This window comes from Erwinia pyri, from assembly GCF_030758455.1.
In the GTDB taxonomy this organism is placed as follows: Bacteria; Pseudomonadota; Gammaproteobacteria; order Enterobacterales; family Enterobacteriaceae; genus Erwinia; species Erwinia pyri.
This window is the reverse complement of record NZ_CP132353.1, coordinates 68,951-84,297: the sequence shown is the minus strand read 5'-3', so window position 1 is coordinate 84,297 and position 15,347 is coordinate 68,951. Positions and strand designations below refer to the sequence as shown.

General features: G+C 57.4%; 12 protein-coding genes. 6 read left to right on the top strand and 6 right to left on the bottom strand.

The genetic code is table 11. From position 1 onward, the window contains the following. From malG to Q3V30_RS00370, 3 genes are all read left to right on the top strand, one after another. Positions 1 to 891: a maltose ABC transporter permease MalG gene (malG, locus tag Q3V30_RS00380; protein ID WP_306209397.1), complete on the top strand. Its 891-nt coding sequence runs from the start codon at positions 1 to 3 to the stop codon at positions 889 to 891. 218 nt (positions 892 to 1,109) lie between these two features. Continuing rightward, positions 1,110 to 1,586: a DUF2243 domain-containing protein gene (locus Q3V30_RS00375; protein ID WP_306209395.1), complete on the top strand. Its 477-nt coding sequence runs from the start codon at positions 1,110 to 1,112 to the stop codon at positions 1,584 to 1,586. Between the two features lie 3 nt (positions 1,587 to 1,589). Continuing rightward, positions 1,590 to 2,414, top strand: coding sequence for a cytochrome c oxidase assembly protein (locus tag Q3V30_RS00370; RefSeq protein WP_306209393.1), 825 nt, complete (start codon positions 1,590 to 1,592; stop codon positions 2,412 to 2,414). A gap of 84 nt (positions 2,415 to 2,498) precedes the next feature. Here Q3V30_RS00370 and malQ read toward each other — a convergent pair whose 3' ends face one another. Both malQ and malP read right to left on the bottom strand, forming a co-directional pair. Beyond that, positions 2,499 to 4,586 (bottom strand): 4-alpha-glucanotransferase, encoded by a 2,088-nt coding sequence (malQ, locus tag Q3V30_RS00365; RefSeq protein ID WP_306209391.1) that lies wholly within the window; start codon positions 4,584 to 4,586, stop codon positions 2,499 to 2,501. A gap of 9 nt (positions 4,587 to 4,595) precedes the next feature. Next, on the bottom strand, positions 4,596 to 6,998 hold the full coding sequence (gene malP / locus Q3V30_RS00360; protein WP_306209389.1) for a maltodextrin phosphorylase: 2,403 nt from the start codon (positions 6,996 to 6,998) through the stop codon (positions 4,596 to 4,598). 290 nt (positions 6,999 to 7,288) lie between these two features. Between malP and malT the strand changes: the two genes are divergently transcribed. From malT to Q3V30_RS00345, 3 genes are all read left to right on the top strand, one after another. Further along, the gene (malT, locus tag Q3V30_RS00355; protein WP_306209387.1) at positions 7,289 to 10,015 is read left to right on the top strand and encodes an HTH-type transcriptional regulator MalT; all 2,727 of its coding nucleotides are present in this window, start codon (positions 7,289 to 7,291) and stop codon (positions 10,013 to 10,015) included. A gap of 105 nt (positions 10,016 to 10,120) precedes the next feature. Next, positions 10,121 to 10,516: a type II toxin-antitoxin system RelE/ParE family toxin gene (locus Q3V30_RS00350; protein ID WP_306209386.1), complete on the top strand. Its 396-nt coding sequence runs from the start codon at positions 10,121 to 10,123 to the stop codon at positions 10,514 to 10,516. Next, entirely contained in the window at positions 10,497 to 10,826 is a 330-nt protein-coding gene (locus Q3V30_RS00345; protein WP_306209384.1) for a helix-turn-helix domain-containing protein, read from the top strand. The genes Q3V30_RS00350 and Q3V30_RS00345 overlap by 20 nt, the downstream gene beginning before the upstream one ends. Positions 10,827 to 10,893: 67 nt before the next feature. Here the strand turns inward: Q3V30_RS00345 and Q3V30_RS00340 are convergent, their stop codons facing one another. The 4 genes from Q3V30_RS00340 to Q3V30_RS00325 all read right to left on the bottom strand — a co-directional run bounded on the left by Q3V30_RS00340 (position 10,894) and on the right by Q3V30_RS00325 (position 15,343). After that, on the bottom strand, positions 10,894 to 11,889 hold the full coding sequence (locus Q3V30_RS00340) for an acyltransferase (protein WP_306209383.1): 996 nt from the start codon (positions 11,887 to 11,889) through the stop codon (positions 10,894 to 10,896). Between the two features lie 139 nt (positions 11,890 to 12,028). Beyond that, positions 12,029 to 13,144 (bottom strand): mandelate racemase/muconate lactonizing enzyme family protein, encoded by a 1,116-nt coding sequence (locus Q3V30_RS00335; RefSeq protein ID WP_306209381.1) that lies wholly within the window; start codon positions 13,142 to 13,144, stop codon positions 12,029 to 12,031. A 36-nt stretch (positions 13,145 to 13,180) separates the two neighbouring features. Continuing rightward, on the bottom strand, positions 13,181 to 13,945 hold the full coding sequence (locus Q3V30_RS00330; protein ID WP_306209380.1) for a GntR family transcriptional regulator: 765 nt from the start codon (positions 13,943 to 13,945) through the stop codon (positions 13,181 to 13,183). Between the two features lie 21 nt (positions 13,946 to 13,966). Further along, positions 13,967 to 15,343, bottom strand: coding sequence for a dihydroorotase (locus Q3V30_RS00325; RefSeq protein WP_306209379.1), 1,377 nt, complete (start codon positions 15,341 to 15,343; stop codon positions 13,967 to 13,969). Between the last annotated feature and the right edge of the window lie 4 nt (positions 15,344 to 15,347).

Below are 15,347 nucleotides of genomic sequence, written 5' to 3'. Positions count from 1 at the left end.
ATGGCGATGGTAAAACCAAAATCCCAGCGCGTCAGGCTGCTGGTGACTCATCTGTTACTGCTGAGTTTTGTTGCGCTGATCCTCTTCCCGCTGCTGATGGTGTTTGCTATCTCGCTGCGGCCAGGTAACTTCGCCACCGGCAGCCTGATCCCGGAGAGTGTCTCCTGGGATCACTGGAAGCTGGCGCTCGGCATCAGCGTCACCAACAGTGACGGCAGCCTTACGCCGCCGCCCTTCCCGGTGATGCTCTGGCTGTGGAACTCCGTCAAGATAGCGGTGATCACCGCCATCGGCATTGTTGCGCTCTCCACCACCTGCGCTTATGCCTTTGCCCGTATGAAGTTTCGCGGCAAAAGCTCGCTGCTGAAGGGCATGCTGATTTTTCAGATGTTCCCGGCGGTGCTGTCGCTGGTTGCGCTCTATGCCCTGTTTGACCGGCTGGGCATGTACGTGCCGTTCCTCGGCCTGAACACCCACGGCGGGGTGATTTTTGCCTATATGGGCGGCATCGCGCTGCATGTCTGGACCATCAAGGGCTACTTCGAAACCATTGATAATTCGCTGGAGGAGGCGGCGGCGCTGGATGGCGCCTCGCCGTGGCAGGCGTTCCGGCTGGTGCTGCTGCCGCTCTCAGTGCCGATTCTGGCCGTGGTGTTTATTCTGTCGTTTATCGCAGCGATTACCGAAGTTCCGGTGGCTTCACTGCTGCTACGGGATGTGAACAACTACACGCTGGCGGTGGGAATGCAGCAATACCTTAATCCGCAGAACTACCTGTGGGGAGACTTTGCCGCCGCGGCCATTCTCTCTGCCATTCCGATTACCGCCGTCTTCCTGATAGCGCAACGCTGGCTGGTGGGCGGGCTTACCGCCGGAGGCGTAAAAGGCTAAATTTTTTACCTGTAATAGGGTTATTACAGTCAGTCCTGTGTCCTGGGTGGCCTTACGGCCACCCTTTTTTATGGCAGATAAGCTGCCGACACGGCTGATTATCCGGCCCTGTACAGGGTCCAGGGTGATTGCTTTCGTTATCGGCATGGAGCTGACGCCTGTTTTAGCTACGCTTGTAAGAGAGAGAAACCGCAACTTCATTTTAAAAGGAGACATCTGTGCCCTCTTCTGAACCTGTTCTCAAGCCAGATCTACGGCGCACGCTGCTCGCTACCTTCCCACTGGGTGTCGGTATGATGGCTGCTGTCGATGAAATTGTGTTTCACCAGATGCTCGGCTGGCACCATTTTTTTGACTGGTCCACGCCCGCCTTCGGCCTCTTCTCTGACGGGTTACTGCATTCGGGTGAGCTGATATTTTTTGTGCTGGGCTTTTTTATGTTTATGGATCTGCGCGCCCGGGGTGCACTTGATCGGCACCGCGCCTGGGCGGGATTCTTTTTTGGCATGGGCAGCTTTCAGCTCTTTGACGGGATTATCGACCACAAACTGCTCGGGCTGCACCAGATCCGCTACGTCGAAAACCTTTTACCCTACGATTTGGCCTGGAATGGGTTTGGTCTCCTTTTACTGTTAACGGGATACCTGTTTTACCGGCGATCAGGGGTTACTGTGCGGCACACTGCGGGGAGATAAGTGATGGATCACATGTCACAGCACGGCGGTATGGGAGGACAAACCGTGCTGTTTGTTCTGTTGGCGATCCTGCCTGCGGTGCTGCTCTGCCTCTATCTGGCTGCCGCTTTCAGGCTGCGCAAAACCGCCGGATGGCGTCTCTGGCGCATCGTCAGTTTCACGCTCGGCACAGGGCTGATTATCACGGCCATAGTGCCGCCCGTGGCGGACTGGGCGCATCAGGATCTGCGTGGCCATATGGTTCAGCATCTGATGCTGGGCATGTTCGGCCCGCTCGGGCTGGTTTTTGGCGCTCCCGGCACTCTGTTGCTGCGCAACGTCTCCGCTCCGGCAGCGCGCCGTATTATGAACTTTCTTAAGACGCCGCCGGTCCGGTTTCTGATCCATCCGGTGACAGCCGCGCTGCTCGATATTGGCGGAATGTACCTTCTCTACCTGACGCCGCTTTATACCCTGACCATGACCCATCCTGCCCTGTTTGTTTTTCTTCACCTCCATTTTGTTCTTTCAGGTTATCTGTTTACCTGGTCAATCGCCGGCCCCGATCCTGCGCCAGGCCGTCCTGGCAGAGCTGTGCGGCTTGTGGTGCTTTTTCTGGCGACAGCAACACACGGTATTCTCGGTAAACTGATGTTCGGTTACGGCTATCCGCAGGGGACTTCAGCCAGCCTCAGCGAGATCCAGGCCGCGGCACAATGGATGTATTACGGCGGCGATCTGGCGGAACTGCTGCTGATAATCGCCTTCTTTGCGATGTGGTTCCGGCAGCGCAGCACCTTGCCCGAGCTGTTTGCAGAGAAGCGAACCTCGGTTATTTCCCAGAAATAAGCGACGGCAGAGTAAAAATGCTGCCCGGGTTCAGGGGCAGCACTCAGCCATAAATTATCCAGAGTAGTATCAACGTACCGGCCTCTACCTGACCGAAACCTTTCTGCGCCGGTTATCGAGATCCTTAATTAACGCGTTTACTTCCGGGTCGGCAAACATCGCCTCCAGCGTCCGGGTGAGCTTGCGGCGCCAGTTGGGATATTCGCTGCTGGTGCCGGGCACGTTTACCGGCGTCTCCATATCGAGCCAGTCCTCCGGCTGAAGTCCCAGCAGCGCGCTGGCGCTGTCGGCGACGTAACGCTGTAAGCCGCGACGGATCACCGGCGAGAGCGGCGTTAAGGCCGCCCGCCTGCCGGTTCTCTTCGGCACGCAACCGTAGTGATGCAGCCCATCCAGCAGGCTTTGCCTTGCGGCAGCCCGATCGGCATAAAGCGCTTTGAGTACCGCTTCATCCCGGTACAGCCCCAGTGTTTTCCCCAGCGTTAAATCATCCCCCTGCCAGTAGCTGCGCAGGGTGGGCAGATCGTGCGTGGTCAGGGTGGCCATCGCCTGTACCGGATAAGATTGCGGCGCACGGAAGCTCTTTTCCGCATCACGCTCAAAATAGAGCACCTTGTAGGAGTAGATGCCGCCTTCACGCAGTTTGCTGACGATTTCAACCGGAACGATGCCAAGATCTTCGCCAATCACCATGCAGCGGTGCCGCTGGCTTTCCAGTGCCAGAATGGCCAGCAGGTCATCAACCGGATACTGCACGTAAGCGCCCCTGTCCGCCGTTTCTCCCGCCGGGATCCACCACAAACGCAACAGCGCCATCACATGATCGATGCGCAACGCGCCGCAGTGGATCATGTTCGATCGCAACAGATCGATAAAGGGCTGATAGCCACGGCTGACCATCGCCCAGGGATCCATCGGCCGCAAATCCCAGTTCTGCCCCTGAGGCCCAAGAATATCGGGCGGCGCGCCCACCGAGGCTTTCAGGCAGTAAAGCTCGCCATCGCCCCAGGTTTCCGCGCCCCCTTCCACTACGCCAACGGCCAGGTCGCGGTAGAGGCCGATCGGCATCGCCTGCTGCTGGCTGAGCTGATAGCAGTTCGCCAGCTGCGTTTCGGCCAGCCACTGCAACCAGAGATAAAACTCCACCTCCGGTGCCTGCTGCTCGCAAAAGGCGCGAACGGCTGGCCCGCGTGCGTTGCGCCAGGCTTCCGGCCACTGGTTCCACCCCTGTGCCTTACCGCTCTGCCGGGCAAGATGGGCGTATAAGGCATCATAAGCGGCCTGCAGCCAGAGACTTTCCCCGCCCTGCTTCACAAAGCGGTCAAAAGCCTGGCGGGAAGCTTCCCTGGGCTTACGCGCCAGGAAATGGGCATAAGCCAGCCGCAGCCCCTCTAATTTCAGGGCCATCACCTGTTGGTAATCAACCCAGTCGGTAGCCCGCGCAGATTGCAGCGCCTGTTGGGTTGCCGGCGCTGCCCACCACTGCTGTGCAGCCTCGCTCAGAGAGAAGTCTTCAACCGCCGCAACGTCGATATAAATCACGTTCAGCCAGCGGCGGGAGGAGGGGCTGTAAGGGCTGGCCGCATCGGGATCGCCGGGAAAAAGCGCATGGATCGGGTTCAGGCCGACGAAAGCACCCCCGCGCGAGGCGATATTCTCCACCAGCAGCGCCAGATCGCCGAAATCGCCAATCCCCCAGTTGCGCGCCGACCGTAAGGTATAAAGCTGGACGCAGCTGCCCCAGAGCTTTTTCCCCGCCAGCAGCGGCTCCGGTTCAAAGCAACGCTTGGGGGCGATAATCACCCTGCATTCCCAGCTTTGATTTCCCTGAGAGAGCGTCAACCGGTGGTAGCCGCAGGGAACCCGCTCAGGCAGCGCCAGCGTCATTCTGCCTTTGACCTTACCCTGCTGCGAGCTGCCATTTTCCTGCGTGAACAGCCAGCCGTAATCCCCCTCGCCGCTGACGGAAAGCGCAAACCGGCGGCCTTCTGTAAAGACCTTCACCGTGGGAACAGGGCTGACCAGCGTGCGACGCTCGTCGCTCCACCCCATCGCCTGGAGCAGATCGCGCTTGGTTTCAGCCGCTATAGCCTGCGGCTTGCCGTGCGCATTGATAAAACCGGAGGCGATGCCCGCCTCCATGGCCGCCTGCTCAAGTGCATTATTTTCCATATCTTCCCCTCAGCGCTTCGCCTGCCAAATCCGCTGTTGATAGTCACGAATCGACCGGTCAGAACTGAACATGCCTACCCTTGCCGTGTTGAGTATGGCGCTGCGCGTCCACTGCGTGGCGTCACGGTACAACGCCTCCACGCTTTGCTGGGCGGCGCAGTAATCGGCAAAGTCAGCCAGCACCAGGTAGGGATCGCCGCCCTGAAGCAGGCTTTCCAGCAGCGGGGCGAAGGCGTGCTTATCTCCGCCGCTGAAGAAGCCGTTCTCCAGCTCTTTCAGCAGGCTGTGCAGATGCTTATCTTTTTTACGCAGCTTAAGCGGATCGTAGCCTTTGCTCAGCAGCGCTTTTACCTCGTCAACGGTGTGACCAAAGATAAAGATATGCTCATTGCCTACCTCTTCAGCTATCTCAACGTTTGCGCCATCCAGCGTGCCGACGGTGAGCGCGCCATTCAGCGCCAGCTTCATATTGCCGGTGCCGGAAGCCTCTTTGCCTGCGGTGGAGATCTGTTCCGATACGTCCGCCGCGGGGATCATCAGCTCCGCTACCGAGACGCGGTAGTCAGGGATAAACACCACTTTCAGGCGGTCGCCCACCAGCGGGTCGTTATTGATCTTCTCAGCCACCTTGTTGATGGCGTGAATAATGTTTTTGGCCAGGTAATAGCCCGGCGCGGCTTTTGCCCCGAACAGGAAGACGCGCGGCACCGTTTCTTTCTCCGGGTTATCGCGGATCTGGCGATAGAGCGAGAGAATATGCAGCAGATTGAGGTGCTGACGTTTGTACTCGTGAAGACGTTTGATCTGCACATCGAAAATCGCCTCCGGATCCAGCGTAATCCCCATATGGTGCTGAACCCAGCTCACCAGCTTCAGCTTGTTTTCCCGCTTGATTTGCTGATATCGCTGCTGGAAATCGCTATCGTCAGCAAAGGCTTCCAGCCCTTTCAGCGCGTTCAGGTCGGTCACCCAGTCGCTGTTCAGCTTACTGTCTATCAGCGCAGAGAGCGCAGGGTTACACTGCTTCAGCCAGCGGCGCGGCGTGATGCCGTTGGTGACGTTATGGAATTTTTGCGGCCACAGCTGGTGATATTCCGGGAAGAGATCTTTCACCACCAGTTCAGAGTGCAGCGCCGCCACCCCGTTTACCGCAAAGCCGCTGACCACGCAGAGGTTAGCCATGCGCACCTGTTTATTATGGTGTACGGCCAGTTTTCCCCAGACCGCCTTATCGCCCGGCCAGCGCTGTTCAACGAGCTTTTTAAAACGGGCGTTGATCTGCTTAATCAGCGAGAAGTGGCGCGGCAGCAGGCTGCGCACCAGCTTCTCATCCCAGCATTCCAGCGCTTCCGGCATCAGCGTGTGGTTGGTGTAGGCAAAGGTCTGGCTGACTATCGCCCAGGCGGCGTCCCACGTCAGCTGATGCTCATCCAGCAGGATGCGCAGTAACTCAGGGATCGCGATGGTCGGGTGAGTATCGTTAAGCTGAATAACTTCAAAACGCGGCAGATCCTCAATCTTCCGCCCCAGGAAGTGATGGCGGCGTAAAATATCCGCCACTGAACAGGCGCACTGGAAATATTGCTGCATCAGCCGCAGACGTTTTCCCGCCTGGTGATTGTCGTTGGGATAGAGCACTTTGGTGAGTTTTGCCGCTTCAATGCCCTGCCGTTCCGCTTTCAGGAACTCGCCGTCATTAAACAGCGCCAGATCGAAAGGCTGAAGCGCCCCCGCCTGCCACAGGCGCAGCGGCTGCGTGACGCCATTCTGATAGCCAATGACCGGCAGGTCCCAGGCTTCACCGCGGATTGTGAAAGCGGGTTGCCACTGCTCACGGCCATCCTCGTGTTTGATCAACTCCCCGCCAAAGCTCACTTCCACCGCCAGGGCGCTGTTGTGGCTGAACCAGGGATAACTTTCGCGATGCCAGTTATCGGGCGCTTCCTGCTGCTCGCCGTCACGGAACGACTGGCGGAAAAGCCCGTACTGATAGTTCAGCCCGTAGCCGGTAGCGGGCTGGCCCACGGTAGCCATCGAGTCGAGGAAACAGGCGGCGAGCCTGCCCAGCCCGCCGTTACCCAGTGCCGGATCCACCTCCTGCTCCAGCACATCAGCCAGCTCTACGCCCTGCTGCTTCAGCACCGCTTTCACCTCATCAGCCCAGCCAAGATTGATCAGGTTGCTGGCGGTCAGGCGGCCAATCAGAAACTCCATTGAAAGGTAATTCACGTGGCGCTGTGACAACGGTGCCGCCGGGGGGACTGGCTGCGCATTCAGCTGTTCAGAAAGCGCCGCGCTGGTCGCCTGCCACCACTGATGCGGCGTCATCTCCTGCGCCTGGTGCAATCCAAAGCCCTGCCACTGACGGGTCAGCGCGGCCAGAAACAGCGATTTATTAAACTGAACCTGCATCACTTTTCCTTAATTTCCATAAATTTCCTCCATGCTGCCGCTTCAGCAAGGGCTCAACATCCTCCTGCAGAAAATTAGAGAGGGAGGAGAAATGGGGCGTAGCGCGCGTGGAAAAGCAAACGCGGAAACTCCGATTTTTAAAAATGTGATGAAGTGCGACTAAATGAAACAAAGATTTCAATCCAGCTTGCAATCAATACCTTGAAGGCAGACCTTAAGGAAAACTGATTAATTACGCACACTAAAATAAAGATAGTCCCCCCTCTGCCTTGGTCATAAGAAACGAAACTATGCTGATCCCTTCGAAACTGAGCCGCCCTGTGCGGCTGCAAAATACGGTGGTGCGCGAGCGTTTGCTGACGAAACTTTCCGCTGCGCAAAATTACCGGCTGACGCTGGTAACCAGCCCGGCTGGCTACGGCAAAACCACGCTGATGGCGCACTGGGCCTCCGGCAAAAATTATCTGGGCTGGTACTCGCTTGACGAAAGCGACAATCAGCCCGAACGCTTCGTCAGCTACCTGATTGCGGCGGTGCAGCACGCCACCGGCGGTCACTGCGTCAAGAGCGAAGCGTTAAGTCAGAAGCATCAGTACGCCAGCCTCTCCGCCCTGTTCGCGCAGCTGTTTGTCGAGCTGTCGGACTGGCATCAGCCGTTGATGCTGGTGATAGATGACTATCACCTGATCACCAATGCCGCGATTGACGAAGGCATGCGGTTTTTCCTGCGGCACCAGCCTGAAAATGTCTCACTGCTGATCCTCTCAAGGACGCTACCTTCGCTAGGCATTGCTAACTTACGCGTGCGCGACCAGCTGCTGGAACTTAATTCAACCCAGCTCGCCTTTACCCACAGCGAGACGCAGCAGTTTTTTGATTTCCGCCTGAATGAGCCTATCGACCAGGCTGACAGCCACCGGCTTTGTGACGAGGTGGCGGGCTGGGCGACGGCTCTGCAGCTGATCGCCCTTTCCGCCCGGCAGTCCAGCACGCCAGCGCAGCAGTCAACGCAACAATCTGCCCGTAAGCTGGCAGGGGTCAACGCCAGCCATCTCTCCCACTATCTGGTGGAAGAGGTGCTCGACAGGGTGGATAGCCAGACCCGCGAATTCCTGCTGCGCTGCTCTCTGTTACGCTCGATGAACGACTCGCTGATAGTGCGCCTGATGGGGGGTGAAAACGGCCAGCAGCGGCTGGAGTCGCTGGAGAGTCAGGGGCTGTTTATTCATCGCATGGATGACACCGGGGAGTGGTTCAACTTCCATCCGCTGTTTGCCTCTTTCCTGCGTCAGCGCTGCCAGTGGGAGCGAGCCAGCGAGCTGCCCGCCATTCACCGCGCCGCCGCTGAGGGCTGGCTGGCGCAGGGCTTCCCGGCGGAGGCCATTCATCATGCGTTAGGCGCTAAAGATACCGACATGCTGCGCGATATTATGCTGCAGCACGCCTGGGCGCTGTTTAATCAGAGCGAACTGGCGCTGCTTGAAGAGTGTCTGAACGCGCTGCCCTACGATCAGATGATCCTCAACCCTAAGCTGGTCCTGTTACAGGCCTGGCTGGCGCAGAGTCAGCATCGCTACGCGGAGGTGGACCTCCTGCTTTCGCGCGCTCAGGCGGAGATGCAGCGGCGGGATATCTCGATGGCGCAGGATCTGGCCGCCGAGTTTGATGCGCTGCGCGCGCAGGTAGCAATTAACGATGGCCGCCAGGAGGAGGCGGAACGGCTGGCGCTGGAAGCGCTGCGCTTTTTGCCGCACGACAGCTACTACAGCCGTATTGTGGCGACGTCGGTAACGGGAGAGATCCAGCACTGTAAAGGCGATCTGGCGCGCGCGCTGCCGCTGATGCAGCAGACAGAGCAGATCGCCAGGCGTTATCAGGTTTATCACTATGCGCTCTGGGCGCTGCTGCAGCAGAGCGAGATCCTGATAGCCCAGGGCTTTTTGCAGGCGGCTTATGAGATGCAGGATCGCGGCTTTGAACTGGTGCGGGAACAGCATCTGGAGCAGCTGCCGATGCATGAGTTCCTGCTGCGTTTGCGCGCCCAGGTTCTCTGGTCCTGGTCCCGGCTCGATGATGCCGAGGCCGCTGCCCGCCAGGGACTGGCTGTACTGACCAATTTCCAGCCCCAGCAGCAGTTACAGTGCCTGACGATGCTGGCGAAATGCTCGCTGGCCCGCGGCCAGCTTGATAACGCTCACCACTATCTGCAGCGTTGCGAAGGGCTGCTAAAAACCGGCCAGTATCATATCGACTGGCTGACCAATACCGATAAAACCCGGGTGATTTACTGGCAGATTACCGGCAATAAAGCGGCCGCACGCCAGTGGATGCAGCAGGCGCGGAAACCGGACGTGGCAGACAACCATTTTCAGCAGGGACAGTGGCGCACCATTGCCCGCGCGCAGATATTATTAGAACAGTTTAACGAAGCGGAAGTGGTGCTGGATGAACTCAACAGCAATGCCCGCCAGTTCCGGCTGCTCAGCGATCTCAACCGTAACCTGCTGCTGAGCAATCTGGTCTACTGGCACACCGGCAGGAAAAGCGAGGCGCAGCAGGTGCTGATAGAGGCGCTGGGGCTGGCGAACCGCACGGGCTTTATCAGCCATTTTGTGATTGAAGGCGAGATGATGGCGCAACAGTTAAGGCAGCTGTTACAGCTGAATCTGTTGCCAGAGCTTGAGCAGCGCCGGGCGCAGCAGATCCTGCGCGAGTTGAATCAGCACCACCGGCATAAGTTTGCTCATTTTGACGAAGGATTTGTGACGAAATTGCTGACGCACCCGCAGGTGCCGGAACTGATCCGCACCAGCCCGTTAACCCAGCGCGAATGGCAGGTTCTGGGACTGATCTACTCCGGCTACAGCAATGAACAGATTGCTGAAGAGCTGGCGGTAGCGGCCACAACCATCAAGACGCATATCCGTAATCTCTATCAGAAGATGGGTATTGCGCACCGTCAGGACGCCGTGCAGCAGGCGCATCACCTGCTTGCCGTGATGGGGTATGGGGCATAAGTTTTTTAACGACACGCTGGCAGAAATTTCCCCTACTGCTTGCGTTGAAAACTACCGTAATGAATACTACAGTAATCATTGCGGGTTAATAATAAGGCTAATGGAATGGCTATTTATGTGACACGAAAAGTCGATCGGGCTTTCAGCAAATCCGATCTCCAGGATGACGATTTATGTCTTGCGGCGTCCGAGGTTATGGCAGGTCAGTACGAGGCAAATCTTGGTGGCGGGGTAATAAAAAAACGTCTTCCCCTCAAAGCAGGAAAAAGCGGCGGCGCCCGTACAATTATTTTTTTCAAAACGGGTAAGCATCTCTTCTTTGTCGATGCCTGGAAAAAGAGTTCTACCTCCAGTGCGAAAAGAGAAATAGAAGAGGATGAACTGGCTACCTATAAGGATCTGGCGAAAGAGTTCTTTCGCTACGATCTCACTCTGTTGCTTCGCCTGATATCGCACAAATTTCTCAGAGAGGTTATCTGTAATGGCGGCAAATCTGCTTGAACTCCAGCAAATGGCTCAGGAGTTAAACGAGCTCGGTGCAATGCCTGATGAAACGCTGCAACGCATTAATGCCCGGGTCAGGGTGCGTGAATGGCGCGATCGCATCGGAGAGGTTCAGGTAATGAACGGTGAGCAAATCAAAGCGATGCGTAATCGCTATGGCATGTCACAGTCAGCACTGGCTTATACCCTGAGTATGTCGGTAGAAAGCGTCTCTAAATGGGAGCGTGGCCAGATCCGTCCAAGCGGCCCTGCCCTGAGATTGCTGAATATTATCGATGCCAGAGGACCAGAGGTTTTTACCCGTTAACTCCCTGATGTAAAAAAGCCCTTAACAGGGCTTTTTTACTATTTACAGTTTATCAGGCTTAAACCAGTCAACTCACCAGATGCGCCTTATCCAGCCGACGTAGCCCCAGCGCCAGCAGCAGGCTGCCAAACAGCGTTACCGTAAACACCAGCGGAATATCGATAAACGGATGATCGGTGTTATCAAGATGATGAGTGCGGATAAAATGGATAAACAGCGCGTGAAAACCGTAAACAGGCAGGGAATTACGCGAGATCAGCGCTAAAAAAGGTAATGGGCGTTGATTCAGGCAGTTCTTGAACAGGATCAGCAGGCTGACCGCGGCGATAAATACCACCGGGCCGCAGTAAAGATACCAGGTATCGGCAAAAGCGCCGTTGATCGCCAGCTGCTTTTTGGTTCCCATCGCAATGCCTGCCACGCTGGCAATAAACACGGCTCCTGCCACCCAACTGACGCCGCGTTTACTGGTGTCCATCATTCCGATCGCCCGCCCGAACAGCGCGTAGAGCACGTAATAGAAGCTGTCCCCGCTGAGATAAAGGTTCAGCGGCAGCCAGTGAAAAGCTCCTGCGGATTGATCGACGGTATTGGGATTGGCCAACACCGCCAGCACCAGCGTGACGGCCGCCAGATAGCCTGCCCGCACAGCACTGACCTGAATAAGCGGTGAAAGCAGATAGACGGGGATAATCGCGAAGAAAAACCACAAATGATAAAACACCGGTTTTTGAAACAGATGCCTGACTGAAATCATTTCATTGATTGGCGTCAGCAGGGTGATATAGGCCAGAGCAACCGCACTGTAAAAGGCCAGGCAAAGCACAATGCGCAGAAAATGGCGCCCCTGCGCGCTCCGTTCACCATAAAAGAGATAACCCGAAATCATAAAGAAAAGCGGCACGCAGACGCGTGAGGCTGAATTCAGCAGGTTAGAGACATCCCAGGTATGTTCGCCCACTGCCGTGCTGTTAGTTACATACCAGGTCGTGGTGTGGATCATAATGACCATCAGGCAGGCCAAAGCACGTAAATTATCAATCCAGCCAATCTTTTCCTTCATTTCACCCTCATTCACCCTACTTCAACGCGTACCAGAGCGTAGCCAGGTGGCGAATGTTCAACAAGCCTTTGCCTCATGAAAAAAGGCTGCCCGTGAGCAGCCCTGAAATCTTTATCCGGCAAAGGCCTGAAGTCGGGGATCACTCCCGGACCAGAAACTTCTCAATAATCTCTTCACGCGGCTCCACGCCCAGGCCCGGCCCGGAGGGCAGCCAGGCAAAGCCCTCTTCAATCCGCACCGGATTTTTCGCCAGCGAACGGCTGATTTCACCAGGCTCTACGCAATACTCCATCACCAGCGCATTTTCAATGGCACAGAGGAAGTGCAGCGAGGCGGCCGTATTGATGTCGGTGGTGAAGTTGTGGTTGCAGACTTTGCGTCCACGGCTGCGGGCATAGTCCGCAATCTCAATCGCCTGAGTAAAGCCGGTGCGGGTCAGATCGATCTGCACGATATCAATACCGCCTTCATCTATCAGACGCTGGAAACCGCTGACCGAGCACTCCTGTTCGCCCGCCGCAATGTGCTGAGTGCAGGCTGCAGAAACCTGGCCATATCCCGCAAAGTTATCCGGATGCAGCGGCTCTTCAATCCAGAACAGGTTAAAGGGATCGAAACGCTCCGCGCGGCGGATAGTGGTTTTGGCGTCCCAGGCATGACCAACATCGAGCATCAGGTCAACATCGTCGCCAATCGCGTCGCGAAGTGCGTCAAGATAGCGCAGATCCAGCGCTTCATTTTCGCCAAAGGGTTCCCAGCCAAATTTCACGCCGGTATGCCCGGTATCCACCGCATGGCGGGCGCGGGCCACGGTCTCTTCAATGCTGTACTGGAACATGTTAGAGGAGTAGACGCGCATTTTGTCGCGCATCGCGCCGCCCAGCAGATCCACAATCGGCTTATCCAGCGCCTTGCCTTTGATGTCCCACAGCGCGATATCTATCCCGGCCATCGCCTGGATCACCGCGCCGTTGCGCCCGTAATAGATCGTCGCCCGGTGCATTTTGCTCCAGAGCCGTTTGGTATCCAGCGGGTTCTCGCCAATCAGCAGCGACTTCAGGCCGGTGACCATGGTATGAGAGTAGGGCGTATCGATGATCGCTTTGGTCACGTAAGGGCTGCCATCCACCTCCCCCCAGCCGGTGTAGCCGGCATCGGTGGAGATCTTTATCAGCAACGCATCCTGAGAACTGTCGGTGCGCTTCTCAATGTTTGGCAGCCGCAAATAAAAGGCTTCTACATCAGTAATTTTCATCAATTCGGTTCCTGGTGGCGAAATCCTGAAGCAGGTCTACTCTGCCTGCGAAAGTGTTTTGCGGCGTTCCGCGATAATTTTTTCATAATCCACATCCAGCGCCTGCACGCGGATATGCTGTTCAATCTCTTCCGCCATTTTGCGGATATCCCCTTCGGCAAACACATCCACCAGCCGCTGATGCTCTTCGATGATCGCTGACATCGATTTGCCCATCGTCGAAAGGCCGAAGATTACCGTCAGCTGGCGTGCAATGGACTCCCAGAGATTGCTCAGCACCGGGTTCATGGCAAAACTGCACAGCACGCGGTGGAAGGCGGTATCGGCCGAGGCAAAGCCGTATACGTCGTTGCGCTGCTGCATCAGCAGCAGCTCTTCCACGCTCTGGTTAAGAGTGCGGATTTCACGCGGGCCGTTACGCCCCGCCTCTATGGCCCGGCGGCAGGCCAGCGTCTCCAGCGGCACCCGCACATCAATGATCTGCTCCAGTCGCTGGTGCGAAATCTCCATCAGGCGAATGCCTTTATAGGGCTCGCTGGAGACAATGCCCTGACTTTCCAGAATGCGCAGCGCTTCGCGAATGGGCACGCGGCTCATGCCCAGACGGGTCACCAGATCCGGCTCTGACACCCGATCGCCAGGCAGCAGCAACCCGCGGGAGGCCGCCGACAGAATGGCGTCTACGGCGTGATCGACCAGCGTGCGCGGTCTGGCGAGTGCCCAGCTCTCTTCTATATTCTCTTGGTCAAGCGGCTCCCATTTGCCCGTTTTACGCGCGGGCGTCGCGGGTTTAGCGGCCATAGCACTCTCCTGATTCACTCATTAATGGGTGCGGGTCTGGAACTGACCAAATCCGGGTTCAACCTGCATTTTGCCCTGCGAGAAGACGGTCACGCCACGGATCAGGGTACGGACAACGTTGCCCTGACAGGCCATGCCTTCAAAGGCGCTCCACTTGCCCAGCCCCTGGAACTTCGCCCCTTCAACCGTCCAGCTCGCGGCGGGATCGTAAAAGGCCAGGTCAGCATCAAAGCCGAGAGCGATAGCGCCCTTCTGCGGGTAAAGGTGGAAAGCCTTTGCCGGGCCGGTAGCCGTCATGCGGGCGAAATCCTGCAGGGAGACGCCGCGCTTCAGGTGGCCTTCGCTGAAGAACATCGGCCCCAGCGTCTCCACGCCGGTCAGCCCCATGCCCGCTTCCCAGATGGTTTCCAGGCCAGCCAGCTTCTGCTCCGGCGTATAGGGACAATGGTCGGAGGCGAGCAGATCGATTTCGCCGCTGTGCAGCACCTGCCAGAGCGCTTCCACCACCGGCCGCGGGCGGATTGGCGGCCCGCAGCGGGCGTTGGGACCAATGCGGACCAGATCCTCTTCATCAAGCATCAGATAGTGAGGACAGGTTTCAAACGTCACCCGCACTTCCGGACGGGCATCAGCAATCTGCTGTGCAGCCTCAGCCGAGCTGACGTGCACGATATGCGCTCTGGCGCCGGTGGCTTTGGCAATTTGCAGCACGCGGCCAACGGCTTCGATTTCAGCAATCTCCGGGCCTGCCAGCGCATGAGCGCGGGTATCTTTCCGCCCTGCTTCACGCAGTTCGCTGCCTGCGCCAATCAGAATATCGTGGTTCTCGGCATGCACGCCAATCAGGCCATCAAAGGTTTTCAGCTCGCGCATCGCACGCAGCAGGCCGTCATCGTTCAGGCGCGGCAGCCCCTTCTCATCGGTCGCCTCACCGTTGACCGCGCCGCTGCAGAGAAAAGCTTTGAAGGCGATAGCGCCCAGCGCGTCCAGCTCCGCAAGCTGGCTGACATTGCTGCCATCCAGCCCTGCCCACATCGCGAAATCGACCGAACAGCTGCGGGCCAGCATCTCGCGCTTGGCGATAAAGTTTTTTGTCGAGGTCGCAGGCGGCAAGGAGTGCGGCATCTCCACAATGGTGGTGACGCCATGTGCAGCGGCGCCGCGCGTGCCCTCACGCAGCTCCTGCTCCGGGAAGTCGTGCGAGCCGGTAAAGTGAGTATGCACATCAATTGCCCCAGGCATCACCACCAGCCCGCTGGCATCGATAATTTCATCAACGGCGGGCAAGCACGCGCCGCGCGCCAGGATCCCGGCGATTTTCCCCTGCTCAATCAGCAGGTCGGCCTGCACTTCCCCGCTTTCCAGCACCACCAGGCCATTAATAATTAACGTTTTCATGCCG